Origin of the sequence: Kitasatospora sp. NPDC127121 (genome assembly GCF_042677305.1) — a bacterium.
GTDB lineage: Bacteria > Actinomycetota > Actinomycetes > Streptomycetales > Streptomycetaceae > Kitasatospora.
In genome coordinates, this window is record NZ_JBHXTQ010000006.1 from 25,758 (window position 1) to 50,908 (window position 25,151).

The window sequence follows — 25,151 nt, forward strand, 5'->3', positions numbered from 1 at the left end:
GTGTCGAAGGGGCTGCCCGCGGTCATTCGTCCGCGGGCAGCCTCAGTTGCAGCATCGCCAGCAGGCGCTGCTGCGGCTGGGCGAGGTCGATGCCGGTCAACTGCTCGGCGCGGCGCACCCGGTAGCGCAGGGTGTTGGGGTGGATGTGCAGGGCGTCCGCGGCGACCCGGACCTCGCCGAGCGCGTCCAGCCAGGCCAGCACCGACTCGGCGAGCCGGGTGCCGTGCCGGCGGTCGTACGCGGCGAGCGCGGTGAGCCGGGGGTCGCGCAGGCCGGAGCGCTCCTGGAGCAGCGCGAGCATCTCGCTGACCAGCACCTCGGCCTGGACGTCGATCAGCGCCGCCACGTCGAGGTCCACCCCGCCGCGGCTCATCGCGTCCAGGATGCGGTCCGCCTGCGCGCGGGAGTCCGGCACCTGGGCCAGGCCGTCCACGGTCGAGCCGATCGCGGCGCGCAGCGGGACGCCGAGGTGCTCCCGGGCGGCAGCCACCACCTCGTCCGCCCAGCCGCGCACGGTGGCCATCGGCAGGCCGGGCGGGAGTTCGGGCAGCAGCACGTACACCCGGGACTCGATCGGGGCGAGCAGGGCGGTGCGGTGCCGGGCGGCGGTGTGCACCGAGATCAGGCCGGTGACGTCGGAGCGGTGCAGCGCCTCGGTGGTGTGCGCGCCGTAGGCGAGCACGGTGGCCGGGCGGCGCAGGTCCAGACCCAGGTGGGTGGCGAGCGACTGCGGTCCGGTGGAGCCCTCCAGCAGGCCGGTGAGCAGCGTCCGGGTGAGCCGCATGTCGGCGGACAACTCGCGTCGGCGGCGCACCAGTTGGGCGGCAGCCACCCGGGCGGCGCCGACCAGGGCCTGATCGGCGAGCGGCGCCAGCGGCTGCGCCCCCTCCTGCACCCAGATGGTGCCGAGCGGCTGCGCCCCGGCCCGGATGCCGATCGCCAGGCGGCGGCGCAGGCCGAGTTCGGGGTGCGGTTCGACCGCGATCGGGGCGTCCGAGGTGCGCAGGTGCTGGAAGATGCCCCACTCGCGGAGCTTGGACAGGTACGGCTCGGGGCCCTGCCAGCCGAGGATGGAGAGCCGGCGCAGGTCGTCGACCTCGTCCGAGTCGGAGGAGCGGGAGTACGCCAGCACCCGGCTGGAGGTGTCCTCGATCGAGACGATGCCGTTGGTGAGCACGGCGACCGTCTGGGCGAGGGAGAAGAGGTCGCCCGCGTTGGGTTCGGGGGCGCCGGGGGTGTCCGGGGCGTCCGGGCCGGCGATGATCGCGCGGGCCAGCGAGTCGAGGTGCTCCCAGCGGGTCTCGCGGCGCACCGAGAGCAGGGCGACGCCCGCCTCGGTGGCGGCCTCGCGCAGTGCGTCCGCCTGGCCGGGGCCGTCCAGCTTGACCGCGACCGCCGCGGCGCCGGCCCGTCCGGCGGCGCGCAGGGCGGGGAGGGCGGCGCGGCCGCGGGCGCCGATCGCGAGGACGAGTTCGCCGGGGGCGGCGGTCGGCGGGTCCTCCGGGTCGAGGATCGCGACGTCGCGGACCGGGACGTCCAGGCCCTGCGGGGCGGCCTGGAGTTCGACCAGGGGTTCGCCGAGGGACATCAGCAGCTGGCGGAGCGGGAGGCCGGAGGTGGGCGGGAGTCCGGGGGAGCCTGGGAGGCCGGGGGTCGTCATCGGGCCTCCTTCATCCGTTCGGACAATGCCGTGTGGTTGATTTTAGCCGGGCGGACAGAGTCGCGGCCCGGCTTTCGTAAATAGTTGACTCTGACTATTCATGAGTGGATAGTCAGTACTGACCAAGAGATGAGGACGTCTCGTGGCGAAGCGACGCAAGGTGTCGAACCCGCTGGCCCTCGCGGTCCTGGCCGAACTCGTGGCCGGGCCGATGCACCCGTACGAGATGGGGCGCCGGCTCAAGGAGCACGGCAAGGACCGCAACATCAAGTACAACCGCAGCTCGCTGTACATGGTCGTGGAGCAGCTGCGGAAGGCCGGGTTCGTCGCCGAACAGGAGACCGTCCGCGACACCCAGCGACCGGAGCGCACCGTCTACGCCGTCACCCCCGAGGGCCGGGCGGAGCTCACTGACTGGATGCGCGAACTCGTCGCCGAACCGCAGCACGAGTACCCCGCGTTCGGGGTCGCGCTGTCGCTGCTCATGGTGGTCCCGCCGGCCGAGGCCGTGGAACTGCTGGAACAGCGGCGGGCCGCGCTGGCCGCCGAGGTGGAGGGCATCCGGGCGGCCCTGCGGAAGGCCTCGGACGACGGCGTGGCCTGGATCTTCCTGATCGAGGAGGAGCACCGGGTCGGCGCGCTGGAGGCCGAGGGCCGCTTCGTCGAGCACCTCGTCGGTCGACTCAAGGAGCCGGAGTTCATCCGGACCTGGCACGAGATCTTCGGGAGTCTGGAATGAGTACGAGCAACGGGGAGAAGAGGGCCCTCGTCATCGGCGGCGGGATCGCCGGGCCGGTGACGGCACTGGCCCTGCGCAAGGCCGGCGTCGAAGCCGTCGTCTTCGAGGCCTACGAGTCCTCCGCCGAGGGCATCGGCGGCACCTTCATGATCGCCCCCAACGGGCTCGACGCCCTGGCGACCGTCGGGCTCGGGGCGGAGGTCGGCGCGATCGGACAGCCGATCGGCCCGATGCTGATCGAGGACGGCCGGGGCGGTGTGCTGGCCGAGTTCGCCGGCCTCCCCGACCTGCCGCCCGGCCGGGTCATGCGCCGCGCCGAACTGTACGAGGTGCTCCAGCGGCGGCTGCGCGAGAGCGGCATCGAAGTCCGCTACGGCAAACGGCTGGTCGGCGCAGAGGAGGGCGCCGACGGCATCACCGCCCGCTTCGCCGACGGCGACACCGCCACCGGCGACCTGCTGATCGGCACCGACGGCACCCGCTCCACCGTCCGCACCCTGATCGACCCGGCCGCACCCGGCGCGCAGCACACCGGCCTGCTCGGCGTCGGCGGCTACAGCCCGCACCGGCTGCCCGGCCGGGCCGGACGCGGCGAGACCATGCACTTCGCCAACGGCGCCCGCGCCTTCTTCGGCTACTGGGGGCTGCCGGACGGCGCCGGGACGGCCTGGTTCAGCAACATCCCGCAGCCCGAACAGCTGACCGCCGAGCAGGTCCGCGCCGTCAGCCCGGAGGAGTGGCTGCGCCGGGTCCGCGACCTGCACGCCGACGACCTGCCCGCCCGGGACGTGCTGCGCGAGGCCGCCGCCGACACCGTCGAAGTCTTCCCGCGGCTGGAGATCATGCCGTCCGTCCCGCACTGGTACCGCGGCCGGATGGTGCTGGTCGGCGACAGCGCACACGCCCCCTCCAACAGCTCCGGCCAGGGCGTCTCGCTGGCCGTCGAGAGCGCCGTCGAACTCGCCCGCTGCCTGCGGGACCTGCCCGACCACACCGCCGCCTTCGCCGCCTACGAGGCACTGCGCCGACCCCGGGTCGAGAAGATCGCCGCCAACGCGGCGCGCACCAACAACCAGAAGTCCTCCGGGCCGGTCGGCCGGGCGCTGTTCCGGCTGCTCGCGCCGATCGCGATGCGGACCTTCCTGAGCCCGGAGAAGATGCTCCGCCCGGTGCACGGCCACCGGATCGACTGGGACCGGCCGGCGCCCCCGGTGGCCTCCGGCGCGACGGGCCGTCAACGGCGCGCCGTGACCGCGCCGTGACTGCGCCGTGACCCCTTCGTCGGGCCGGACAACGCCGTACGGGGGAATTTAGCCGCCCGGCCAATCAAGTGGCCCCAGGGGCAGGAATAGCGTTCGTGCTGTGGCCGACGTGCGACCCACGCCGGCATCCCCCCGCATCAACGAAGGAGAGCGTGCGCTCTATGGACGCTGTGACCCAGGTCCCCGCGCCGGTGAACGAGCCGGTCCACAGCTACGCCCCGGGCAGCCCGGAACGGGCCCGTCTGGAGGCCAAGCTGAAGGAGCTGGGCGGCCAGGAGCCGGTCCAGCTGACCATGACGATCAACGGTGAGCACCGCATGGGCGGCGGCGCCGAGATCCACGTCGTCCAGCCGCACAACCACGCGGCGAGGCTCGGCACCCTGCGCAACGCCACCCAGGCCGACGCGCAGGAGGCCATCGACACTGCCCTGGCCGCGGCCCCGGCCTGGCAGGCGCTCTCCTTCGACTCCCGCGCCGCGATCTTCCTCAAGGCCGCCGACCTGCTGGCCGGCCCCTGGCGCGAGACCCTGGCCGCCGCCACCATGCTCGGCCAGTCCAAGACCGCCCAGCAGGCCGAGATCGACACGCCCTGCGAGCTGGTCGACTTCCTGCGCTTCAACGTGCACTTCGCCCGCCAGATCATGGCCGAGCAGCCGATCTCCTCGGACGGCGTGTGGAACCGCAGCGACCACCGCCCGCTGGAGGGCTTCGTCTACGCGATCACCCCGTTCAACTTCACCGCGATCGCCGGCAACCTGCCGACCGCGCCCGCGCTGATGGGCAACGTGGTGCTCTGGAAGCCGTCCCCGACCCAGCAGTACTCCGCGCACCTGCTGATGCAGCTGCTGGAGGAGGCCGGCCTGCCCAAGGGCGTCATCAACATGGTGACCGGCGACGGCCTGGACGTCTCCGCCGTGGCGCTCAAGCACCCGGCGCTGGCCGGCATCCACTTCACCGGCTCCACCGCCACCTTCCAGCACCTGTGGCGCTCCGTCGGCGAGAACATCGCCGGCTACCGCACCTACCCGCGGATCGTCGGCGAGACCGGCGGCAAGGACTTCCTGGTCGCCCACCCGTCCGCCGACCCGGCCGTGCTGAAGACCGCGATGACCCGCGGCGCCTTCGAGTTCCAGGGCCAGAAGTGCTCGGCGCTCTCCCGCGCCTACGTCCCGGCCTCGATCTGGGCCGGCCTCAAGGACGAGTTCGCCGCCGAGGTCGAGGGCCTCACCATGGGCGACGTCACCGACCTGGCGAACTTCATGTCCGCCGTCATCGACGACCGCGCCTTCGCCAAGAACAAGGCCGCCATCGACCGCGCCCAGGCCGACCCCGCGGTCGAGGTCCTGGCCGGCGGCACCTACGACGACTCGGTCGGCTACTTCGTCCGCCCGACCGTCCTCGTCTGCGAGGACCCGGCGTCCGAGTACTTCCGCGAGGAGTACTTCGGCCCGATCCTCGCCGTGCACGTCTACCAGGACGACAAGTACGACGAGATGCTGGCCCAGATGGAGTCGGCCTCCGCCTACGGCCTGACCGGCGCGATCATCGCCCAGGACCGCGCGGCCGCCCAGGACGCCATGCACAAGCTGCGCTTCGCGGCCGGCAACTTCTACATCAACGACAAGCCGACCGGCGCCGTCGTCGGCCAGCAGCCCTTCGGCGGCGGCCGGGCCTCCGGCACCAACGACAAGGCCGGTGCCAAGCAGAACCTGGCGCGGTGGACCTCGACCCGCTCGGTCAAGGAGACCTTCGTCCCGCCGACGGACTACCGCTACCCGCACATGGGCTGAGTGCCTCTCCCGACCGTTCCGGTCGCCTGACCGTCTCGGTCACGTGGCCGCGCCGGTCACCTGACCGTTCCGGTCGCCTGACCACTGCGGTCGCCTGACCACTGCGGTCACCCGACCGCTCCGGTCGCCTGACCATTCCGGTCACCCGCGACGCCCGGCCCCGCAGCCGGGCGTCGCCCGCCGGGGCGGCGGTGCCACGTACCCGCCGCCCGCCGCCCCGGCCCCCCTTCTGCCACCCTTAGAAGCACCAGCTCCAGGAGTCACGATGCTCCGTTCCGCCCTTCTCGCGGCCTCCCGGTCGCCGCAGGTCCGCACCGTGGTCGAGAAGTTCCCGCCGACCCACGCGATAGTCGAGCGCTTCGTCGCCGGTGACGTCCTCGACGACGCCGTCACCGCCACCGACGACCTGATCGCCACCGGCCGCAAGGTCACCCTCGACCACCTCGGCGAGGACACCCAGGACGCCGCCCAGGCCGCCGGCACCGCCGAGGCCTACGAGTACCTGCTCACGGCGCTCAAGGAGACCGGCCTCGCGGCCGGCGCCGAGGTGTCGGTCAAGCTGTCGGCCGTCGGCCAGTTCCTCCCGGTGGACGGCGAGAAGATCGCGCTGGAGAACGCCCGCCGCATCTGCGAGGCCGCCGCCGACGCCGGCACCACGGTGACCCTCGACATGGAGGACCACACCACCACCGACTCCACCCTCGCCATCGCGCGCGAGCTGCGGGCCGACTTCCCCTGGCTGGGCGTCGTGCTCCAGGCCTACCTGCGCCGCACCGAGGCCGACTGCCGCGAGTTCTCCGGCCCCGGCTCGCGCGTGCGCCTGTGCAAGGGTGCCTACAAGGAGCCCGAGTCGGTCGCCTTCCAGGGCAAGCACGACGTCGACCTCGCGTACGTCCGCGCGCTCAAGGTCCTGATGGCCGGCGAGGGCTACCCGATGATCGCCTCGCACGACCCCAACATGATCAAGATCGCCGGCCAGCTCGCCCAGTGGAACGGCCGCAAGCGCGACTCCTTCGAGTACCAGATGCTGTTCGGCATCCGCCCCGAGGAGCAGCTGCGCCTCGCCGGCGAGGGCAACACCATGCGCGTGTACCTGCCCTACGGCCAGGAGTGGTACGGCTACTTCATGCGCCGCCTCGCCGAGCGCCCGGCCAACCTCACCTTCTTCCTGCGCGCCATGGCCACCCGCGGCTGACCCGCGCGCACCCGCACGACGACGGCCCGCACCCCCGGTGGAAGGGGGGTGCGGGCCGTTTGTCGCGTTCCCGGGACTTCTAGAGGAAGTCCTTGGTGTCCAACTCGAACTCGAACGGGGCGGGGAGGGCGAGCGGTTCGCCGAAGGCTGCCAGGTGCACCTCGGTGTACTCGTCGCGGTGGGGATTGCTGAAGAGACTGACCTGGGCCCGCTCGCGGTCGATCAGGAGGTACAGCGGGATCGCGGCGCGGGCGTAGCAGTGGCGTTTGGCGATGCGGTCCTGGTCGGGCTTGCTGGAGGTGACCTCCGCGACCATCGCGACGCCGTCGGGCTCCATCCAGGGCGGCGCGTCGCGGAAGAGGCGGAGTTCCCTTGGAGCGAAGGTCGTGTCCGGAATGACGTGGTTCTTCGGGCAGAGGCCGCCGCTCACCAGACGGAGGCCCTTATGGCCCGATGCCTGCATGTGGACCTGGGACTTTGCTTTCACCTGGTCGATCAGCAGGTCGATGTAGTCCTCGTGGTTGCCGTCCGGCGGTGGTGCCACGATGATCTCTCCCTCGATGAGCTCGGCCCGGAAGCCTTCGGGGGAGTGCAGGCTCAGGAAGCTCTCCAGCAGGATGTCCTCCTGCGATGGGGAGCCCGTGATTGGTTGCTCATGCGCCACAGCACTCATGATGCCCCTCCTTCAGGTTCGAGTCACGCTAGTCGTGGTGCGGAGGGGTTATGCCGTGCACGGTTGGTTTTCACTCGATGGTGTGAGTTTGAGGCCTGGCGTAGCATCCCGATGCTGATGAACTGGGGTGTTGGCGGGAGGAGTTGGGGATGCTGAAGGAGTTCGCGGGGTTGTCGACGCCGTTGGTGGCGGATGCGTGTGTGCGGTTGGGGGTGGGGCTCAGGGCGGCGCCGGTGGGGGTGGCGGCGGTGGTGGCCGGGGGGCGGGTCGCGGGGCGTGTGCTGCCGGTGCGGCACTACGGGAGCGTGGACGTGTTCCTGGAGGCGTACGGGGCGGCCCGGGACGGTGACGTGCTGGTGATCGACAACGGTGGGCGGACCGACGAGGCCTGCATCGGGGACCTCGCGGTGTTGGAGGCGCGGGCCGCCGGGATCGCCGGGATCGTGGTGTGGGGGCTGCACCGGGACACCCCCGAACTGGTGGAGATCGGGCTGCCGGTGTTCAGTTACGGCGCGCTGCCGTTGGGGCCGGTTCGGCTGGACGGGCGGGAGCCGGAGGCGCTGGTGACGGCGCGGGTCGGGCCGCACCTGGTGGGCGCTGGGGACGTGGTGTTCGGCGACGCGGACGGGGTGCTGTTCGTCCCGGCCGACCGGGCCGGGGAGGTGCTGGAGGCGGCCGCCGCGATCGCCGGGACCGAGCGTGCGCAGGCCGGGCGGATCGCCTCCGGTGACACGCTGCGCCGGCAGACCGCCTTCGACGAGTACCTGGAGCGCCGCGCCGCCGATCCTTCGTACAGCTTCCGGCAGCACCTGCGGCGGGTCGGCGGGGCGATCGAGGAGTAGCGAACTCCCTTACAGCGGCCGGTGCATGACGTGCAGGCCGACGTAGCCGTCGACGGGGTGGTGGAAGGCTTCGGGGACGGTGCCGACGATGTCGAAGCCGAGGGATTGGTAGAGCTTCACGGCGTGGTGGTTGTTGGCGACCACGGCGTTGAACTGCATGGCGCGGTAGCCGTTGGTGCGGGCCCAGTCGAGGGTGTACTCGACCAGGGCCCGCCCGATGCCGCGGCCGTGGTGCGCCGGGTCGACCAGGTAGCTGGCGCTGGCCACGTGCGCGCCGTTGCCGGGGCGGTTGCGGGTCATGTTGGCGGTGCCGACGACCGTGCCGGCCTCGTCCACCGCGACCACCGTGCGATGGGGCGCGGCGAGCATCCACCACTCCCGGCCGAGGTCGGAGGAGAGGTCGAGGGGGTAGGGGAACGTCTCGCCGGCGGCGATGACGGTGTGGAAGAAGGGCCAGACGGCAGGCCAGTCCTCGGGGGTGGCTTCGCGGATGAGCATCCGCTCAGCATGATCCGCGGCGGGAGGGGCCTGCCACTGGATTTCGACTGGTTCTCGGTGCGCGACCGTTTGCGGTGCGGCTGGTCAGTTCAGGACGGCGTCCTCGACCAGGGCGGCCGCGTGGGCCTGGCCCTTGGCGTTGGGGTGCACCAGGGCGTAGCGCAGCGGGATGATGCTGGTCAGCACGCCGTCCAACCAGTGGTCCTGGTCGCACACGCTGTGGCCGGTGGTGGAGGGGTAGAGGTCGACGAAGGCGTCGCCGCGGGCGGCGGTCCGCTGGGCGATGATCGCGTTGAGCGGTTCCAGGATGGCCGTCCGCGCCCAGGCGAGGTCGCCGGTGGTGAAGGTGGCGAACTGCTCCAGGTTGCCGTAGGTGCAGCGGGTGGCGTCCTCGGGGACGAGGTGGGGGTAGCCGACGGTCAGCAGCCGAGCGGACGGGGCCTTGGCGTGCAGGGCGCCGAGCATCTGGTCGAAGTCGCCGCGCAGTTGGTTGAAGCGGTCGGGCAGGCTCGCGTCGAACTTGTCCTTGCAGGGCGTGCCCTGGCCGAGGACCGCGGCGCCGAGTTCGATGCAGCCCTTGAGGATCTCGGCGAAGCCGAGGGTGTTGCCGCCGATCTCGACGGTGATCACGTCGGCGCCCGGGGAGACGGCGTCGATCTGCGACGGGACCGGTGGGAAGGGGGCGCCGGGGTTGGTCCCGAGCGGCGGGAGCGGGCGGCCGGGCGGGGCTTCCTTGGTCTGGTAGACGTCCTTGACGGTGGCGCCGGCACAGCTGACGTTGCGCAGCTCGACCAGGGGGCCGAGGCCGCGGCGGATCAGCTCGGGGTAGGAGCCGGTGGTGCGGGCGCAGCCGTCGCGGGGTTCGGTCTCGTCGCCGGCGGCCTCGACGAAGCCGGCCGTGTAGGAGTCGCCCAGTGCGGCCCAGGCGAGCGTCCGGACGCGGCCGGCCGGTTCGGCGGCGGCCTGGGCGGCGGACGGGGTGATCAGGCCGGCGGTGAGCGCGACGGCGGTGCCGGCGACGGCGAGGCGGGACAGGAAGCGTGGCACGGTCTCTCCCTCAACGAGTGCGCGGGAGAGCGCGATTCACCCCCCCCTAGAGGTAGATCGAGTCGGTGGGTGGACGACTTGATCCCTCAGGAGGGTGAATTCGCGTGTGCGGCCGTGACGTTGGGCCGATCGGCCCTGGGCGTCGGGGTGGGTCGGCGAGGGGTGGGGCGAGACGGTTCAGAGCAGGGCGGCGGACGGATCGACCATCGCCCGGGCGGTCTTGGCGTCGACGTACTCGCCGAGCGCGGTCATCACCCACTCGCCGGACGACTGCCGGACCAGCTTGCACATCACCACGCCGGTGTGCGGCTCGGAGTGGGTGAGGTCGAAGCGGACCAGCTCCTCCTCCGTCCGGGCGTCCAGCAGGCGGCAGTAGGCGTTCTTGACCTCGGTGAACCGCTGGCCGGAGAAGGAGTTGACGACGAAGACCAGGCCGGTGACCTCGGCCGGCAGGCCGTCCAGGTGGACGGTGATCGACTCGTCGTCGCCGGCTCCGCCGCCGGTGAGGTTGTCGCCGGAGTGGGCGATCGCGCCCTTGAAGACGGTCAGCTTCATGAACCAGGCCGTCTCCAGCTTCTTGCGCTGGGCGTCGAAGGCGAGGCAGGAGGCGTCCAGGTCGACGCTGCGGCCGCGGCCGGCGGGCTCCCAGCCGAGCGCCATCCGGACCGAGGAGAGGAACGGACGGCCGTTCTTCACCAGGGAGACCGAACTGCCCTTGACCAGGTTGACCCGGCCCTTGTCCAGGGTGATCTTGGCGGGGGCGGACGGGGCCGGCGGGGCGACCGGGGGCGCGGGGGGCGCGGGCGGGGTGGCGGCGAGGGCGATCCGCGGGTCGACGGGGGGAGCCGGGGGAGCGACCGGAGGGGCCGCGGGGGGAGTGGCGGGGGCGGGGGTCTGGGCGGCCGGGGCCGGGGAGTCGTCGACGGAGACGCCGAAGTCGGTGGCGATGCCCGCCAGGCCGTTGGCGTAGCCCTGGCCGACCGCTCGCACCTTCCAGGCGCCGCCGCGCTGGTAGACCTCGACCACGATGAGCGCGGTCTCCTGGCCCAGCTGCGGCGGGGTGAAGGTGACCAGGGCCTGCCCGGTGTCGGCGTCGCGGACGGTGGCGGTCGGCTCCATCCCGGCGAAGGTGGAGGACTGGTCGGCGGGGCTGGCGGTCACCACGATCTTGGTGATGCCGGCCGGGACGGCCAGGGTGTCGACGGTGATCGCGTCCGGCGCTCCGGCGGCGGCCGGGCGGTGGCTGACGCCGGGGCCGTGCGGGGCGTTGAAGAAGACGAAGTCGTCGTCCGAGCGCACCTTTCCGGCGTCGGTCAGCAGCAGACCGGAGACGTCCAGCGCCTTGGGCGCGGTGACCTCGACAGTCACCCGCGCGGCGGTCAGCGGGGCGTTGCCGCCTTGGGTCAGGACGGTGGACACGGACTCCTCCTCGGGTGCGGAACGGCGGCCGGCCGGGGCCGCTGGGACCGCCGGGCCGGGTGCTGCCCACAGTAACGAACGGGCGCGTCGGGATGAGCCCGGCCGGGGCGGTGACCTGTCGGATCGTCGGACGGTACGGCCGGGCGGCGGGGTTGGGTGGCGGGGTTGAGTGGCAGGCCCCGGCAAGGCCGCACGGTGGCAAGGCGGCAAGGTGGCGGGACAGCGCGGCCGGAGGTCAGCGGGGCGCGAAGGCCGTCGGCGTGCCGGGGCGCGGCGGGAGCCCGGGTGCCTCGGGCATGACCGGCAGCGGCGCGACCGGCGGCGGCGCGACGGGCTGCGGTGCGACCGGGCCGAAGGCGCCGAGGGCGGCGACCGCCCGGGGCCGGTCGATGCCGAAGGCGGCGGCGCTCCAGCTCTCCGCCGCGGCGGCCTTGCGGACCGGGCCGGACGAAGCGGGCCGACCGGACGGGAGCGAGGGGCCGGACGGGCCGGTGGGCCCCGAGGGTTCGGCGGCGGGGCGGGTGCCGCGCACGCCGAAGGCGTAGTGGCCGGGCGGGACGTCGGTGCCGGCCGGGGTGGTGAAGCGGTAGACCAGGGTGCCGCGCTCCTGTTGGGCGGTGACGACCGCGCCGGGCAGGTCGGTCCAGGCGGTGCCGCTGCCGGGGGCCAACTCGCCTGGGGCAAGCCGGAATTCGGTCTGAAGTGCGGTGAGCGGCTCGGTGACGGCGAGGTCGAGCTGGTGCCGGAGGCCGTCCCGGCCGAGCGGTGTGACCGTGGCGACGCCGGTCAGGGCCTGGTCGGTGTCCGGCTCGGTGTCCGGGCCAGGGGCGCCGGCGGTTGGGCCGTCGGTGCCCGGGGCGATTGCGCCGGGCGGCGGCGGTGCGGGCTGGGCCGGGGCGGCCGGGCGGGGTCCGGGTGCGTGCGGCGTGGTCGGCGAGGGGGAGGGCGAAGAGGGGTCGGCCGGCTGCTCGGCGACGGGCGCGACGGGCTGGGCCGACGGCGAGGGCGCGGCGGCGTCGGCCGGCGTGGCGGGCTCGCCGGTGCCGGCCGGCCGGGTGCCGGGGCCGTGGTCGGCCATGGGTTCGGCCGCGGCCTGTCCGCCGGTGGGCTCCGGGAGCGCCGACCGGGTGCCGGGCGCGTGGGGCGAGGCGCTGGGCGAGGCGGCTGCGGCGGCCGTGTCCTCCGCCGCCTCCGGGTGGTGCGCCGAGGGGCTCGGTACGGGCGGCCGGCCGGTGGCCGGGAGGTCGGCGGGGTTCAGCGCGGTGGGGTTGGGCGCGGTCGGGTTCGGCGCGGTCGGGGCCCGGTCGGCGGCGGCCTCGGCCTGGTCGCCCGCGGCGGGGGTGGGCGGCGGGGTGGTGCCGACGCGTGCGACCCCGGCCCGTCGGCCCACGCCCTGCTGCTCGTTGAGCAGGAGGGTGGTGGCGATGCTGATGCCGACGACGGTGGACATCGCCATCGCGGCACCGGAGAAGCGCAGGGTGGGCAGCCGGAACCGGCCGCCGAACGGGCGTGGCCGCCCGTGCCGGCCGTGCCGTTCGGGCTCGTGCCGAACGTCCCGCGCAGTGTCCTCGCGCGCAGCCACCGGACCCCTCCCTCCCCGAAGTCGCCGTCGCGGTCGCGGTATTCTCCCATGCGCTGCCACCGGGCCGGCATCGGCCGCCCGGGGTCGGTCGGCCGGGGTCCGGGTGGGGCCCGCGCCGGGAGGGGGAGAGCGTACCAGCGGCTCGTCGTGGCCTGGACGGTTTTGATCCATTTCGTGGACACCCGTTCGACGGAAGGAAGTTGACGATCCGTCTGATAAGTCGGCGATGGCGGCCGGGCTGCCCGGACAGGGATTAATGCAACCTCCTTGCAACCCTTGCCCGCCCGGACGGAAGTGGCCCAGGCTGAGGTCATCCCACGCCGTCCCGGAGAGACCGTCATGCCGCCCGACCCGCTGTCCGCAGCCTCCAGTGCACCCCTCGCCGCCACCCCCACGGGCGGCGATGGGGACGGCTCCACCGCCGCTCCGGCGGCGGTGGAGGAGGTGCTGATGCTGCGGATCTCGTTGGGCGAGGAGGTGGTCGGCGAGGTGCGCACCCGGTTCCGGTTCGAGGCCGCGCGCCCGTACGAGGTGCTGCTGACCTTCCATCTGGGGCGGCCGGACGAGGCCGACTGGGTGTTCTCGCGCGAGCTGCTGCGCGACGGCCTGCAGGCGCTGAGCGGCCAGGGCGACGTCAAACTGTGGCCGGCGTACTGCCCGTGCCACGGCTCGACGCTGCACCTGGCGCTCGAATCACCGCACGGCAGCGCCCTGCTGGAGGCCTCCAAGCCCCGGGTGCAGGCGTGGCTGGACCGTACCTACGCGCTGGTCTCCGCCGAGGCGGAGCGCGTCTGCGGCCCGACCGACGCCCAGCTGGCCGCGCTGCTCGCCGGCGGCTGAGGCCCGGTCGGGGTACCGGCGGGCCCGCGCGGCGGGGGGACGGGCGCCGCGCTCGGCAGCCGGACCGTCCCCGCGGCCAGCCCGGCCCGCAGCCGCCGGACGGCCGGGGCCGAGGAGGCCGGCAGCAGGTCGTACGGGTCGTCCGGCCCGTCCACCGTGACCAGCACCGACTCGGCGATGCGGTACGGCCGGTGGGCCAGCAGGCCGCCCAGGTAGCGGCGCAGCCGGGACAGCTCGGCGCGGACCGTCACCGTCCGGCCCGGGTCGCCGAACAGCGCCTCCGCGAGCTGCGCGGCCGTGCTGCCCTCGCGTCCGGTGGCGAGCAGGAGCAGCAGTTCGGCGTGGCGCGGGCTGAGCGGGTGCGACCAGCTGCCGGCCGCGCCCCGGACGGTCAGCTCCGGGCGGTCCTGGCGGCGCAGGTCGAGCCGGAGCCGGGCGCCCTCGGCCTGCTCGGCCTGTTCGGCCGTCACCGTGCCGGAGCCGTCCGCCTCGGGCGGCCGGACCGGGCGCACCAGCCAGCCGTCCGCGAGCGGCTCCAGGGCGCATTCGCCGAGGCCCGGCACCCAGTGCACGGCGGCGGTTCCCCAGCCGCCGACCGGCACCCGCAGCCGGCCGGGCGGCGGCAGCCCGGCCGCGGCGGCGGTCCACCCGGCGGAGTCCACCACCAGGGCCGGGCCGGCCACCCGGGCGAGCATCGGGGCGGCCAGGGTGCGCAGTTGGTGCAGCGCCTCCAGCCGGTGGGCGCGCAGCTCGGTCTCGGCGAGCCGGGCGGCGGTAGCGGTGAGCTGCAGCAGGTACGGGCGGACGTTGCGGGCCGGGCCGCTGAGGTTGATCGCGCCGACCAGCCGCCCGGTGCCCGGGTCGTGCACGGGGGCGGCGACGCAGGTCCAGGAGTGGTGGCTGCGCAGGTAGTGCTCGGCGGAGTGGACGTGCATCGGGCGCTGGGCGCGCAGTGCGACGGCGATGCCGTTGGTGCCGACGCTCTCCTCGATCCAGCGGGCGCCGGTGAGGAAGCCGATCCGGTCGGCGCTGCGGCGCAGGGCGCGCTCGCCCTCCTGCCACAGCACGTGGCCCTCGGCGTCGGCGATGGCGAGGATCAGCGGACTCTGGCCGACCGGCTGGAGCAGGGTGTCGCGCAGCACCGACAGGACCGCGTCCAGGCCGCTGGTGCGGCGGCGCTGCTCGATCTCGGCGGGGCCGAGGTGGACGGCGGCGGCGCCGGCGTCGGGGTCGAGCCCGAGGCGGCGCAGCCGGGCCCAGGAGTCGCCGATCTCGGGGCGGGGTTCGAGCCGGCCGGGGGAGCCGGGGTCGGGGTAGGGGGGCTGGACGAGTTCGCGGGCGGCGGCTTCGGCGAGGGTGCGGTCGTGGACCCTGGCCAGCTCGGCCGCGCTCGGCGCGGTGCGGCGTTCTGGTCGTCGGGACTGCCGTCCGGTCTGCCGCACTCGCGTTGCTCCTCGCCGCCGTTCGAGGCCGCGCCGGGGTCGACGCGCTGACGAAAGCGTACGGGGGCGGTGAGGGTCTGGGGACGGGGTCTGCCAACTCGGCATACCGGACGGTATGACCGTGGACATGCCGAGGTGTGATGACTAGCGGGGGTCCTGGTGTGGGCCTGGTGTGGGCCCGACGCGGGCCTGGTGCGAGGCCTGGTGCGGGACCTGATGCGGGCCTTCCGTGGGCCTGGTGCGGGCCTTGCGTGGGCCTGGTGCGGTGCTGGTGCGAGGCCTGATGTGGGCCTGGTGCAGGCTCGGCGGTCAGCGTTCCGCGCCGGTGCCGCGCTGGGCCGCCTCGACGGTGTGGTGCAGGTCGGCGGTGGCCTCCAGGGAGGCGGCGGTGCTCAGCGCCAGGCAGGCGGCCAGCGCGATCGCCACCGCGCGCAGGCGGGTGCCGGTGGCGGTGGCCGCCGGGCGGGGCTGGAGCAGGGCGGCGACCCGGCGCGGGACCGGCCCGGAGTGGGCGGCGGGGACGAGTCGGGGCCGGGCCGGCCAGGGGGAGCGGCTGGCGGCCAGGGCGGCCCGGCCGACCGCGCGGGCGGTCACGGTGCGGTCGCCGACCCGGGCGGCCGCCACCTCGTCGGCCCAGCGCTCCAGGTGGTACCCGAGGGGCGCGCGCAGTGGCCGCAGCGCCGGGTGGAGGTCGGCGGCGTGCTCCGCGAGGGCGAGGAAGACGTGGTGGCGGGCGGTCAGGTGGGCGCGCTCGTGGGCGAGCAGGGCGGCCCGCTCGGGCCCGGTGAGGATGCGCAGCATGCCGGAGGTGACCACGATCCGGCCGGGCTCGCCGGGCCGGCCGGGAAGGGGCAGGCGCCCCGGCAGGGCGAAGGCGTCGGCGCGCTCGTCGTCGAGGACGGCGAGCGGGTGCTCGCCCGGCTGGAGCAGGGTGCGGGCGCCGGCCAGGACGGCCTGCGGGGTGCGTGCCCGGCGCATGGTGGCGTGCCCGGGGCGCGCGTCCGGATGCCGGCCCTCGGCCGGCGCGGGGCAGGCCGTCGCGGCGCAGGCCGGGAGGGCGGCCCGGGCCTCGCGCAGTTCAAGCCGGTGGCGGCGGGCGGTGCGGACGGCCTGGGCGGTCAGCGCGGCGAGCACCAGACCGGCCGCGGCGGCCGCCACCGGTGCGTCGGGTGCGGCGGCGGTGAGCCAGGGCAGCGACAGGTGGCCGATCGCGGCGACCGGCGGCAGCTGGAGCAGCCCGGCGGCGGCGAGCAGGCCGAGCGAGCAGAGGGTGCCGCCGGCCAGCACGGCGGACGTCCCGGCGAGCATCCAGGCGGCGGCCCGGGGCGGCAGCGCGTCGGCGAGGCGGCGGGCCAGCGGGGCGGCCAGGAACGGCAGCAGCAGCGGGGCCCAGACGGCGATCATCACGATCCGGCCGCCCCGGGGGTGCGGTGGCCGGGGGCGGGGGCGGTGCCCGGGATGGGGTCGAGACCGGGGGTGCCGTCGTCGGTGCCCGGGGCGGAGCCGAGGCCCGGGGCGCCGTCGCCGAGCAGGTCGCGCAGCAGCTGCTCGTCCTCGGCGGAGAGGTCGGAGACGAAGCGGGCGAGCACGGTGGAGCGGTCGGCCTCGCGGCCGAGCTCGGTGTGCATCCGGCGGGCGGCGAGGCCTGCGGTGTCCTGGACGGTCGGGATGTAGGCGTAGGCGCGGCCGGCCCGGGTGCGCTCCACGGTGCCCTTGTCGTGCAGGCGGGCGAGGATCGTGGCGATGGTGGTGCGGGCGAGGTCCCCGCCGAGTGCCGACTGGACGTCCTGCGGGGTCATCGGCTGCCGGGCCGACCAGAGCGCGGCCAGCACCTCGGCCTCCAGCTCCCCGGCAGGCCGGCGGGCGGACGGTACGTCGGACATGGCGGCGCTTCCTCCAGGTTTCGTCTACAGTCATGTAGACCGTCTACGTCACTGTAGACGGTCGGGGCGGGTTCCGCTGTGAACCGCCCCCCAACGTACGGGAGGTCCGCCAGCCTTGCTTCAGTTCCTCGCCGATCCGGCCGCTCACCTCGCGGTGAACCCGCTGGACGCGTCCTCGCTGCTCGCCGCCTTCGGCGCACTCGGCATCGCCGTCGTGCTCTTCGCCGAGACCGGCCTGCTGGTGGGCTTCTTCCTGCCCGGAGACTCGCTGCTGTTCACCGCCGGCCTGCTGTGCGTGCCCGGCGCCACCAAGGGCCCGCAGCTGGAGCTCTACCAGGTGCTGCCCGCCGCCCTGGTCGGCGCGCTGGCCGGCGCCCAGGTCGGCTATCTGATCGGCAAGCGCGGCGGCCGCGCGCTGCTGCGCCGCACCGAGCGCAAGAGCCTGCTGCAGGGCGTCGAGCGGGCCGAGGAACTGCTGGGCAAGTACGGCCACGGCAAGGCGATCGTGCTCGCCCGCTTCATCCCCGTGGTCCGAACGGTGCTGAACCCGCTCTGCGGAGTGCTCGAAGTGCCGGTCCGCTCGTTCACCTTCTGGCAGGTGACCGGCGGCGCCCTCTGGACGGTCGGCGTCGTGCTCGCCGGGTACGGGCTCGGATCGTCGATCCCCAGCATCGACAGATATCTGCTCCCGATCATCGGTCTGGTAGTAGTTGTCTCCGTGCTCCCCATTGTTCTCGAACTGTTCCGCGCCCGTAAGGCGCACCGTCACGGAGGTGACAAGTGACGTCCTCCCGGGCTCTCGCCGTCTACGACGGCAGCGGCATCGACGGCAGCCTCTACACCCGGGTGAACGGGTGGGCGCAAGCCGCCCCGCACTGGCTGGACGAGCTGATCAAGGTCTGGTCGGCGCTCGGCCTCGGCCTGTTCGCGGTCTTCATGCTCTACGCCTGGTGGCGGGCGCGCGGCGCCGACTCGGCCGTGATGGCCAAGGTGCTCGCCTCGCCGGTGATCGTGGTCGTCGCGTACGGCGTCAACTCGGTGCTCAAGGGCATGGTCGAAGAAGTCCGGCCGTGCGCCCAGATCCCCGGCAGCATCTCGCTGGAGACCTGCCCCGGCGCCGGTGACTGGTCCTTCCCCAGCAACCACACCGTGATCGCCTTCGCCGCCGCCACCGCACTCTGGTTCGCCGACCGGCGGCTCGGCTGGATCGCCGGGATCTTCGCGGTGCTGATGGGCGCCTCCCGGGTCTGGGTCGGCGTGCACTACCCGCACGACGTGGCCGTCGGCGCGCTGGTCGGCCTCCTGGTCGCGGTGGTGCTGGCGCCGCTCGCCGGCCGCTGCGGGCCGCTGGTGGACCGGATGCGGGCGGGTGCGCTGCGCCCGCTGCTCGGTCCGGGCGCGATGCCGGCGATGGCGGGCCGCCACGCGGCGTACGGGACGCGGCAGCACTGACGGCGACGGCCGACAGTACTGACGGCGGGTGCCGGCAGCGCTGAACGGCGGGTGCCGGCAGTACTGGCGGCGAGACCCGACAGCGCTGATTCCGTAGCCTCCCCGTAGCCCGTCCGACCCTTGTCTGGCCGGGGTGGCGGGTAGAGCATGTGAGCCGGGCGTGGGGCCCCTTCGCGGGGAACCCGCCCGGCTCAGTCGTGCCGGGGCGCGGGAGCGCCGGGCGTGCCAGCGGAGGGAGTGCCAATGCCGTACCGACTCGACATCACGCAGGGGGACTGGCCGGGCGAGTCGCCGCACAAGGGCGTCGAGGGCCTGCTCGCCGAGGCCATGGTGCTCACCCTCGCCACCGCCGGCCACGAGCACGGCCCGCACGCCAACCTGGCCTTCTTCGCGTACGACGACGACCTCGTCCTGTACTTCGTCAGCGAGCGCTCCACCCGGCACAGCCACCACCTCGCCGAGGAGGCCCGGGCCGCCGCCACCGTCTTCCTGCCGCCGCCGGTCTTCGGCGAGCAACTGCGCGGCCTGCAACTGACCGGCGGCGCGAGCGAGGCCTGGGGGCGGCAGGCCGAGGCGGCGCTGGCCGCCTACCAGGGGCGGTACCCGTCCTTCGCGCAGGACGAGCAGGTGCGGCGGCAGTTCCTCACCGGGGGCGGGGCGGCGGCGCTGTACCGGTTCCAGGTGGAGGAGCTGACGGCGGTGGACGAGCCGAACTTCGGGCGGCGCAACTACCTGCGGGCGCGGGTGCTGCGGCCGTAGGCCCTACCCGGTCCCCAGGGTTGTCTGTACAACTTTTCGGGTGATTCATCTGCGGGACGCTACCGGGACGCCCCCAGGACACCTGGGCGCACCAGCCTGGCCGCATGAGAGTCATCGTCGTAGGAGCAGGCGTGCTCGGCACCATGCACGCCTGGCAGGCCGTCGAACGCGGCCACGAGGTCGTCCACCTGGAGCGCGAGACCGAGGCGCGCGGCGCCTCCGTGCGCAACTTCGGCCTGGTCTGGGTCAGCGGCCGCGCACAGGGCGAGGAACTGGACACCGCGCTGCGCGCCCGCGAACTGTGGGAAGGCATCGGCGCCCGCGTCCCCGACCTCGGCTTCCGCGCCAACGGATCGCTCACCGCGATCCGCACCCAGGCCGAACTCGCCGTCGCCGAACAGGCACTCACCCTGCCCGACGCCGCCGCCCGCGGCTACCGGCTGCTCGACGCCGACCAGACCAGGGCCGCCAACCCCGCCCTGCGCGGCGAACTCCTCGGCGCCCTGTGGTGCGAGCGCGACGCCGCCGTCGAACCCCGCACCGCCCAGCCCGCGCTGCGCGCCGCCCTCCAGGCCACCGGCCGCTACACCTTCCTGCCCGGCCGCGAGGTCCGCGACGTGATCGGCGAGAACGCCGTCCGCGACGACCACGGCGACGTCCACACCGGCGACCTCGTCATCCTCTGCACCGGCGCCTGGCTCGGCGGCCTCGTCCGCGAACTCGCCCCCTCGCTGCCCGTGCGCAAGGTCCGGCTGCAGATGATGCAGACCGACCCGCTCGGCGAGACCCTCACCACCTCCGTCGCCGACGGCGACAGCTTCCGCTACTACCCGGCCTTCGCCGGCACCGCCCTGGACCGCCTCCGCGACACCCAGCCGCAGCCCGACGTCGCCGCCGAACACAAGATGCAGCTGCTCATGGTCCAGCGGCGCGACGGCGGCCTCACCATCGGCGACACCCACGAGTACGACCAGCCGTTCGGCTTCGACGTCGTCGAGGACCCGTACGACCACCTGGTCGGCGTGGCCGAGGACCTGCTCGGCCGCCCCCTGCCGCGCGTCCGCCGCCGCTGGGCCGGGGTGTACGCGCAGTGCGTCGACACCACCCGGGTCGTCCACCGCGAACAACTCCGCGACGGCGTCTGGCTCGTCACCGGCCCCGGCGGCCGCGGCATGACCTGCTCCCCGGCCATCGCCGAAACCACCGCCGAACTCGCAAACCTGTAAGGGTAGTTGACATGTCCTTTGATATCCGTCTGGTCGTCCTCGACATGGCCGGCACCACCGTGGCCGACGACGGCCTCGTCGAACAGGCCTTCACCGCCGCCGCCCGGACGCTCGGCGTCGAGGCCGGCAGCCCGGGCTTCGGCCCCATGCTGGACCACGTCCGCGCCACCATGGGCGAATCCAAGATCTCCGTCTTCCGGCACCTCTTCGGGGACGAGGACAAGGCCCAGCGGGCCAACACCGCCTTCGAGGCCGCCTACCACGACCTCGTCGACGCCGGGCACTGCGCCGCCCTGCCCGGCGCCGCCGACGCCATCGCCGAACTGCGCGGCCAGGGCCGGAAGGTCGCCCTCACCACCGGCTTCTCCCGGGCCACCCAGGACCGCATCCTCACCGCCCTCGGCTGGCAGTCCGTCGCCGACCTCACGCTCAGCCCCGCCGAGGCCGGCCGCGGCCGTCCCTACCCGGACCTCGCGCTCACCGCGCTGCTGCGGACCGGAGTCGAGTCGGTGCGGCAGATCGCCGTCGCCGGCGACACCGGCTACGACATGCTGACCGGCGTACGGGCCGGAGCGTCCGTCGTCGCCGGCGTGCTCACCGGCGCCCACGACGAGGCCCGGCTGCGGGCCGACGGGGCGACGCACGTGCTCGGCTCGGTCGCGGAACTGCCCGGACTGCTGGGCTGAACGATCCCCCGGTGAGCAGGAAGTCGGCCCGGCCGACTTCCTGCTCACCGGGGTCAGGTCAGGACACCGGCCCGGCCGCTCCGCCGCCTCGCCGCCGGGCCGACTCGCGGCCCAGCCAGGCGACGGCGAGCATCAGGGCGGCCGTCAGCCCGACGGCGAGCCCGAGATCCCGGGGAAGACTGATGTCCCCCGGGCGCTGCGGGTCGGCGCGGCCGGCCGGATCGAAACGGACCGTCACCCGGTCGCCGACCGCGAGCGCGCGCAGCCCCGTCGACAACTCGCCGCCGGGCAACGCAGTACCGTCCTCGGCCGCGAGGTCGTACATCGAGGACGGGTGCTTCCCGGCGAGACGGTCCGTCTCCCCGGTGACCCGGGCCGTCACCGTCTCGCCGGACAGCCGCAGGATCACGTCGTCCCGCGCCATGGCCACGGCCCCCGTCGCCAGGCCCGCGAGGAGAACGGCGAACAGCGCCACCCAACAGCCCACCCACCGCCCCAGCAGCCGCACCAGACCCACCACCCAGGCCACCACCAGCACCAGCCCGAGCAGCGACGCGGCGCCCCCGCCGAGGTAGGTGCCCGCGAGCACCAGCCCGAACGTCCCCACGGGGACGCCCAGGACCAGGACAGCGCTCAGCACGGTGGCCCGGCTACGGTCCCTGGTCGTACCCATGACTCTCCCCGCGTGCGTCCGATCGGGCTGGAAGAGTGCGACGCGTCCCCTCGCCCCCGGACACGGGGGCTGGCCGGGCGGGAGGGGGACTTCCTCGGGGTGGAGGGAGAAACAGGCGTGGGCCTTCTACAGGCATGGCGCAGGGCAGCGAGCATCGAGCCAGAGCGCGGCCCGTCGGAAGTACTCCTTCATGAGCGCCGCGCGAGAAAAGGCCCTCCGCTCCCCCTCCCGATAGGCCGTCCACTGGATGGCTTCGAGGTGGTCGACCATCAACTGAACATTTTCCGTGCTCACTTGAGATCACTTTCGCGCGGAGTGGGGATTCAGTGGCATCGAGCCCGTAGCGCTTTCAGTGGTCGAGTGATCCGTCCGCTGACGGCGGCGACGTTCTTCAGGACACTGTGTGCACCACGGGGTCGGAGGGGTCGTGTGGCGGTGTGGGTCTGCGTGCGGACCAGAGCAGGGTGCCGCCGATCAGGGTGTTGCAGGCGAGGAATGTCAATAGGTAGGCGGTGGAGTCGACTTCGCCGGGGAGTTTGGGGGCGACCTGGCCGGCCGGGTCGATGCGGACGGTGATGACGTCGCCGGGTTTGAACCGGGTGGAGCTCTCTTCGAGGTCGCCGCCGGGGATCTCGCCGGCCGGGTCGGTCGAGGCGAGGGCGTAGGCCCGTCCGGAGCCGTGGAGCGAGTCGGTCGTCTTCTCGTTGAGGACCACGGCCTGCACCGTCCGGCCCGATCCCAGGATCAGGTTGGTCCAGGCGACGGAACCCGACAGGTAGGCGACGAAGGCGACGGCGGCGATGCCTGCGCCCCAGGCGAACGCCTTGCGCTGGAACGCGGGGTTGCTGTCGGCGTCGCGCCGTAGGGCGAGGGCGAGCAGCATGACCACGGGGTAGGCGAAGCCCACGATGGTGGCGACGAACGAGTTGACGTACACGTTCAGTGCCGTGACGCCGATGAGGATGGCGGTGGAGAGGGCGATGAGGGCCAGTGTGCCGCGGAGGCGGCGGAGCCCGTCGGGCGGGGCCGAGTTGGTGGTGGTCGTCATCCGAAGGCCTTTCGGATGTTGTCCCACTGGTCCGGTGGCAGCGCGTCGGCGCTCTCGTCCCGGGGCGGGTGGAAGGAGATGCCGCGGAACGCGGTGGCCAGGAGCGGCAGCCACTCGTCCCAGTGGTCGAGGTCCTCGGTGGTGAAGACGGCGGCGACCACGTGCGGGCTCCACGGGTGCGGGATCAGCAGTTCGAGTTGGCGCACCGTGTTGACGGTGGAGTCGGGCACGCCGAACACCGCGCCCGGCACCGGGACGGCCAGGTCGCGGGCGGCGAGCGCGGCGCGGCCGGTCGGCAGGTCCACCACGCCGACGTCGGCGTCCGGCCAGGCCTCGGCCAGTTGTTCGGCGATTCGGGCGGGGTAGCTGCCGGGCGCGCCGAGGTCCTGCGGGCGGACGAAGACGGTGAGCATGCCGTGGATGGGTTCGCCGTCCTCGGCCCGGACGAGGCAGCTGGAGACGTGGACCGCGCCCTCGCGCAGTTGGGTCTGCAGCGCGGTCTCGGCGGCGATCACGGCGCTGAGCTTCTGTTCGGGCCGGGCGTCGGGGAAGGCCGCGTCCAGGCCCTCCGCCGTGCGGGCCATCCGGTCGCCGAGGTCCTCGTCGAGGTCGAGGGGGGTGAAGCCTGCGGGCAGGGTGAGCCAGAGCGGCGGAATCCCGGTGGTCTCAACGGCCATAGCCGGCCGCCCATCCGCCCATGCCGAGCAGGTTGCCGACGGCGGACACGGTGCCGATGACGGCGGAGCCCTTGCCGCCGGCGGTGCCGACGCCGACGGACCCGATGACGTTGTTGCCGCCGGTGGTGTAGTTGACGGCGTCGGTGAGGCCGCCGCTCGGATTGTCCTGGCTGAGGGCGTACGCCGTCGGGACGTTGAGCCCGAAGGTGGTGGCGGCCTGGACGCCGTCGGAGACGTTCATCGCGGTGGCCTTGGAGACCCCGAGCTTGATGGCGGGCTTCTCGATCGCGGTGGTGAAGATCGGGTTGGCCGGGTCGACGGCGCGGGCGGCGGCCCGGACCTCGGTCGTACCGGCGCTCATGGCGCCGCGTACGCTCCCACCGGCGGCGCGCGCCCCCCGGGTGGCGTTCAGGCCCTTGGCCGCGACGCCCACCCCGGGGATCGCGCCGATGACGTCGCCGCCCAGCGTCAGCCAGTTGCCGATGTTCTTCTGCGGCGGCCACAGCTTGCCCTCAAGGGCGTACTTGGTCGCGTGCGTGCCTGCGGCGGCGGCGCTCAGCAGGAGGGCCGGCAGCGCGAAGGCGGGGAAGAAGATCGCCGCGACGCCGCAGAGGCCGGCGGCGACGGTGAGCATGTCGGCGCCGTGGTTCTTGAGCCAGGTGCCGACCTTGCTGAGCCAGCCGGGCTCCGGCGGCGCCTTGCTGTCGGCGGCCTTGCGGATGGCGGCCGCGGTCTTGTGGGCGTCGGACTTGTGGCCCCCGGCGAGTTCGTGGGCCTGCTTCTGGAGCTCGGTGAGGTCGTTGGCGGCGCTGCCGACGAGTGCGGCGGCCGCGTCCAGGTGGTCCTTCGCCTTGGCGTAGCGCTGCTCGGCGGCGGCGAGGCCGGCGTCGTCGGGGAAGGTCTGGCCGGCGAGCTTGAGGTCGGGGGCGGCGGCCGCGGCGGTGTGCGCCTGTTCGGCCTGCTCCTTCTGCTGCTTGGCGGCGACCGCGGCGCGGGCCAACTCGGCGGCCTTGGGCTGGTGTTCGGTCAGTGCCGTGTACCAGACGTCGAGGGCCTGGTAGGCGGCGGTGATCGAGTCGGCGGCGTCCTGGAGGTACGTGGGGAGCTTGCCGAACTGGCCGGCGAAGGCCTTGGCGGCCTCGCCGGTCCACTGGCCCTGGTTGGCGGAGAGCTGCGAGAGCGTGGTGTGGACGTCGGTCAGGTGCTGGCCCACTCGGCGCAGGCTGCCGCTGAGGCCGGTGACCGCGGCGGTGTCGCCGGGGGTCGGGTTGAAGCCGAGGCCGGACCAGTCCGGCGTGGGGGCGGTCACGACCGCCCCTGGGGGGTGAGGGCCTTGGTGGTGTCCTGTTCGGTGCTGTCGTAGCCCTGTTGCACCTGCTCCAGGCCGTCGTCAAGGATCTTGACGCACTCGCGGACCTTCTTCAGCCCGTACTCCCACGTGCCCTGGAAGTGTCCGCAGGCCTCGTCGAGGAAGTCGTAGCCCAGTCCGCTGCGACTCGCTTCCTTGAGCGCCTTGAGTCCTTGGTCGAGTTCGTCGCCGCAGCCTTTGAGGTCCTTGGCCAGCTTGGCGAGGAACTCGGTGCTGACCGTGAAGTCGGCCACTGCTCCCCCGATGTGTCGATGGCGTGACCGGCCGAGCATAGCCGCAGTCGGTACGCGGGCGACCTGTTGTGACGGGTGCTTCACGTTGCGGTGACGGGATCTTGACGATGCGCCAGCGTGCGGCGGCGTTGGCGGCGGCCGGGAGGCGGCCGGGCG

Annotated in this window: 24 protein-coding genes and 1 pseudogene; 11 read left to right on the top strand and 14 right to left on the bottom strand. The window is 73.8% G+C overall.

Features of this window, described 5'->3' with window-relative positions; all coding sequences use genetic code 11:
* Positions 1–22: 22 nt before the first annotated feature.
* Positions 23–1,660, bottom strand: a complete 1,638-nt coding sequence (locus ACFVHI_RS05735; protein WP_380336102.1) for a PucR family transcriptional regulator — start codon at positions 1,658–1,660, stop codon at positions 23–25.
* A 142-nt stretch (positions 1,661–1,802) separates the two neighbouring features.
* Between ACFVHI_RS05735 and ACFVHI_RS05740 the strand changes: the two genes are divergently transcribed.
* The 4 genes from ACFVHI_RS05740 (at position 1,803) to ACFVHI_RS05755 (ending at position 6,646) form a co-directional block, all read left to right on the top strand.
* Positions 1,803–2,399, top strand: coding sequence for a PadR family transcriptional regulator (locus ACFVHI_RS05740; RefSeq protein WP_380336105.1), 597 nt, complete (start codon positions 1,803–1,805; stop codon positions 2,397–2,399).
* Entirely contained in the window at positions 2,396–3,661 is a 1,266-nt protein-coding gene (locus tag ACFVHI_RS05745; protein ID WP_380336108.1) for an FAD-dependent oxidoreductase, read from the top strand. The genes ACFVHI_RS05740 and ACFVHI_RS05745 overlap by 4 nt, the downstream gene beginning before the upstream one ends.
* A gap of 161 nt (positions 3,662–3,822) precedes the next feature.
* Complete coding sequence (pruA, locus tag ACFVHI_RS05750; RefSeq protein ID WP_063349536.1) at positions 3,823–5,451, top strand: L-glutamate gamma-semialdehyde dehydrogenase; 1,629 nt, start codon at positions 3,823–3,825, stop codon at positions 5,449–5,451.
* Positions 5,452–5,716: 265 nt separating this feature from the next.
* Positions 5,717–6,646 carry a proline dehydrogenase family protein gene (locus ACFVHI_RS05755; protein ID WP_380336111.1) on the top strand — a complete coding sequence of 310 codons (930 nt, stop codon included), beginning with the start codon at positions 5,717–5,719 and terminating at the stop codon, positions 6,644–6,646.
* Positions 6,647–6,725: 79 nt separating this feature from the next.
* Here the strand turns inward: ACFVHI_RS05755 and ACFVHI_RS05760 are convergent, their stop codons facing one another.
* Positions 6,726–7,319 (bottom strand): Uma2 family endonuclease, encoded by a 594-nt coding sequence (locus tag ACFVHI_RS05760; protein WP_380336114.1) that lies wholly within the window; start codon positions 7,317–7,319, stop codon positions 6,726–6,728.
* A gap of 149 nt (positions 7,320–7,468) precedes the next feature.
* Between ACFVHI_RS05760 and ACFVHI_RS05765 the strand changes: the two genes are divergently transcribed.
* Positions 7,469–8,161: an RraA family protein gene (locus tag ACFVHI_RS05765; protein ID WP_063349539.1), complete on the top strand. Its 693-nt coding sequence runs from the start codon at positions 7,469–7,471 to the stop codon at positions 8,159–8,161.
* Between the two features lie 9 nt (positions 8,162–8,170).
* On the opposite strand, the gene ACFVHI_RS05770 is transcribed toward ACFVHI_RS05765, so the two are convergent.
* The 4 genes from ACFVHI_RS05770 to ACFVHI_RS05785 all read right to left on the bottom strand — a co-directional run bounded on the left by ACFVHI_RS05770 (position 8,171) and on the right by ACFVHI_RS05785 (position 12,707).
* A complete protein-coding gene (locus ACFVHI_RS05770; RefSeq protein ID WP_363368956.1) occupies positions 8,171–8,659 on the bottom strand; it encodes a GNAT family N-acetyltransferase in 489 nt (162 codons plus the stop codon).
* 84 nt (positions 8,660–8,743) lie between these two features.
* Positions 8,744–9,706, bottom strand: a complete 963-nt coding sequence (locus ACFVHI_RS05775) for an SGNH/GDSL hydrolase family protein (RefSeq protein WP_380336118.1) — start codon at positions 9,704–9,706, stop codon at positions 8,744–8,746.
* Between the two features lie 177 nt (positions 9,707–9,883).
* Entirely contained in the window at positions 9,884–11,113 is a 1,230-nt protein-coding gene (locus ACFVHI_RS05780; protein WP_380336300.1) for a TerD family protein, read from the bottom strand.
* A gap of 247 nt (positions 11,114–11,360) precedes the next feature.
* Entirely contained in the window at positions 11,361–12,707 is a 1,347-nt protein-coding gene (locus tag ACFVHI_RS05785; protein WP_380336121.1) for a hypothetical protein, read from the bottom strand.
* Positions 12,708–13,046: 339 nt separating this feature from the next.
* On the opposite strand from ACFVHI_RS05785, the gene ACFVHI_RS05790 reads away from it, so the two are divergent.
* Complete coding sequence (locus ACFVHI_RS05790) at positions 13,047–13,547, top strand: SsgA family sporulation/cell division regulator (protein ID WP_380336124.1); 501 nt, start codon at positions 13,047–13,049, stop codon at positions 13,545–13,547.
* Here the strand turns inward: ACFVHI_RS05790 and ACFVHI_RS05795 are convergent.
* The 3 genes and pseudogenes from ACFVHI_RS05795 to ACFVHI_RS05805 all read right to left on the bottom strand — a co-directional run.
* Positions 13,466–14,989 (bottom strand): GAF domain-containing protein, encoded by a 1,524-nt coding sequence (locus ACFVHI_RS05795; RefSeq protein ID WP_380336127.1) that lies wholly within the window; start codon positions 14,987–14,989, stop codon positions 13,466–13,468. The genes ACFVHI_RS05790 and ACFVHI_RS05795 overlap by 82 nt on opposite strands.
* Positions 14,990–15,298: 309 nt before the next feature.
* Positions 15,299–16,393: a M56 family metallopeptidase gene (locus ACFVHI_RS05800; protein ID WP_063349545.1), complete on the bottom strand. Its 1,095-nt coding sequence runs from the start codon at positions 16,391–16,393 to the stop codon at positions 15,299–15,301.
* 113 nt (positions 16,394–16,506) lie between these two features.
* Positions 16,507–16,872 (bottom strand): annotated as a pseudogene (locus ACFVHI_RS05805) (BlaI/MecI/CopY family transcriptional regulator); the annotation flags it as partial.
* 115 nt (positions 16,873–16,987) lie between these two features.
* Between ACFVHI_RS05805 and ACFVHI_RS05810 the strand changes: the two are divergent.
* From ACFVHI_RS05810 to ACFVHI_RS05830, 5 genes are all read left to right on the top strand, one after another.
* The gene (locus tag ACFVHI_RS05810) at positions 16,988–17,656 is read left to right on the top strand and encodes a DedA family protein (RefSeq protein ID WP_063349547.1); all 669 of its coding nucleotides are present in this window, start codon (positions 16,988–16,990) and stop codon (positions 17,654–17,656) included.
* Entirely contained in the window at positions 17,653–18,324 is a 672-nt protein-coding gene (locus tag ACFVHI_RS05815) for a phosphatase PAP2 family protein (protein ID WP_380336131.1), read from the top strand. Before ACFVHI_RS05810 ends, ACFVHI_RS05815 begins: the two co-directional genes overlap by 4 nt.
* 243 nt (positions 18,325–18,567) lie before the next feature.
* Positions 18,568–19,083, top strand: a complete 516-nt coding sequence (locus ACFVHI_RS05820; RefSeq protein WP_063349549.1) for a pyridoxamine 5'-phosphate oxidase family protein — start codon at positions 18,568–18,570, stop codon at positions 19,081–19,083.
* 104 nt (positions 19,084–19,187) lie between these two features.
* Entirely contained in the window at positions 19,188–20,309 is a 1,122-nt protein-coding gene (locus tag ACFVHI_RS05825) for a TIGR03364 family FAD-dependent oxidoreductase (RefSeq protein ID WP_380336134.1), read from the top strand.
* An 11-nt stretch (positions 20,310–20,320) separates the two neighbouring features.
* Complete coding sequence (locus ACFVHI_RS05830) at positions 20,321–20,995, top strand: phosphonatase-like hydrolase (RefSeq protein ID WP_063349551.1); 675 nt, start codon at positions 20,321–20,323, stop codon at positions 20,993–20,995.
* A gap of 58 nt (positions 20,996–21,053) precedes the next feature.
* Here ACFVHI_RS05830 and ACFVHI_RS05835 read toward each other — a convergent pair whose 3' ends face one another.
* The 5 genes from ACFVHI_RS05835 to ACFVHI_RS05855 all read right to left on the bottom strand — a co-directional run bounded on the left by ACFVHI_RS05835 (position 21,054) and on the right by ACFVHI_RS05855 (position 24,995).
* On the bottom strand, positions 21,054–21,668 hold the full coding sequence (locus ACFVHI_RS05835; protein WP_063349552.1) for a hypothetical protein: 615 nt from the start codon (positions 21,666–21,668) through the stop codon (positions 21,054–21,056).
* Positions 21,669–22,059: 391 nt separating this feature from the next.
* Complete coding sequence (locus ACFVHI_RS05840) at positions 22,060–22,716, bottom strand: hypothetical protein (protein ID WP_380336139.1); 657 nt, start codon at positions 22,714–22,716, stop codon at positions 22,060–22,062.
* A complete protein-coding gene (locus ACFVHI_RS05845) occupies positions 22,713–23,393 on the bottom strand; it encodes a hypothetical protein (protein WP_063349554.1) in 681 nt (226 codons plus the stop codon). Before ACFVHI_RS05845 ends, ACFVHI_RS05840 begins: the two co-directional genes overlap by 4 nt.
* Positions 23,383–24,702: a putative T7SS-secreted protein gene (locus ACFVHI_RS05850; RefSeq protein ID WP_380336142.1), complete on the bottom strand. Its 1,320-nt coding sequence runs from the start codon at positions 24,700–24,702 to the stop codon at positions 23,383–23,385. The genes ACFVHI_RS05845 and ACFVHI_RS05850 overlap by 11 nt, the downstream gene beginning before the upstream one ends.
* Positions 24,699–24,995 (bottom strand): hypothetical protein, encoded by a 297-nt coding sequence (locus ACFVHI_RS05855; protein ID WP_063349556.1) that lies wholly within the window; start codon positions 24,993–24,995, stop codon positions 24,699–24,701. Before ACFVHI_RS05855 ends, ACFVHI_RS05850 begins: the two co-directional genes overlap by 4 nt.
* Positions 24,996–25,151 lie beyond the last annotated feature (156 nt).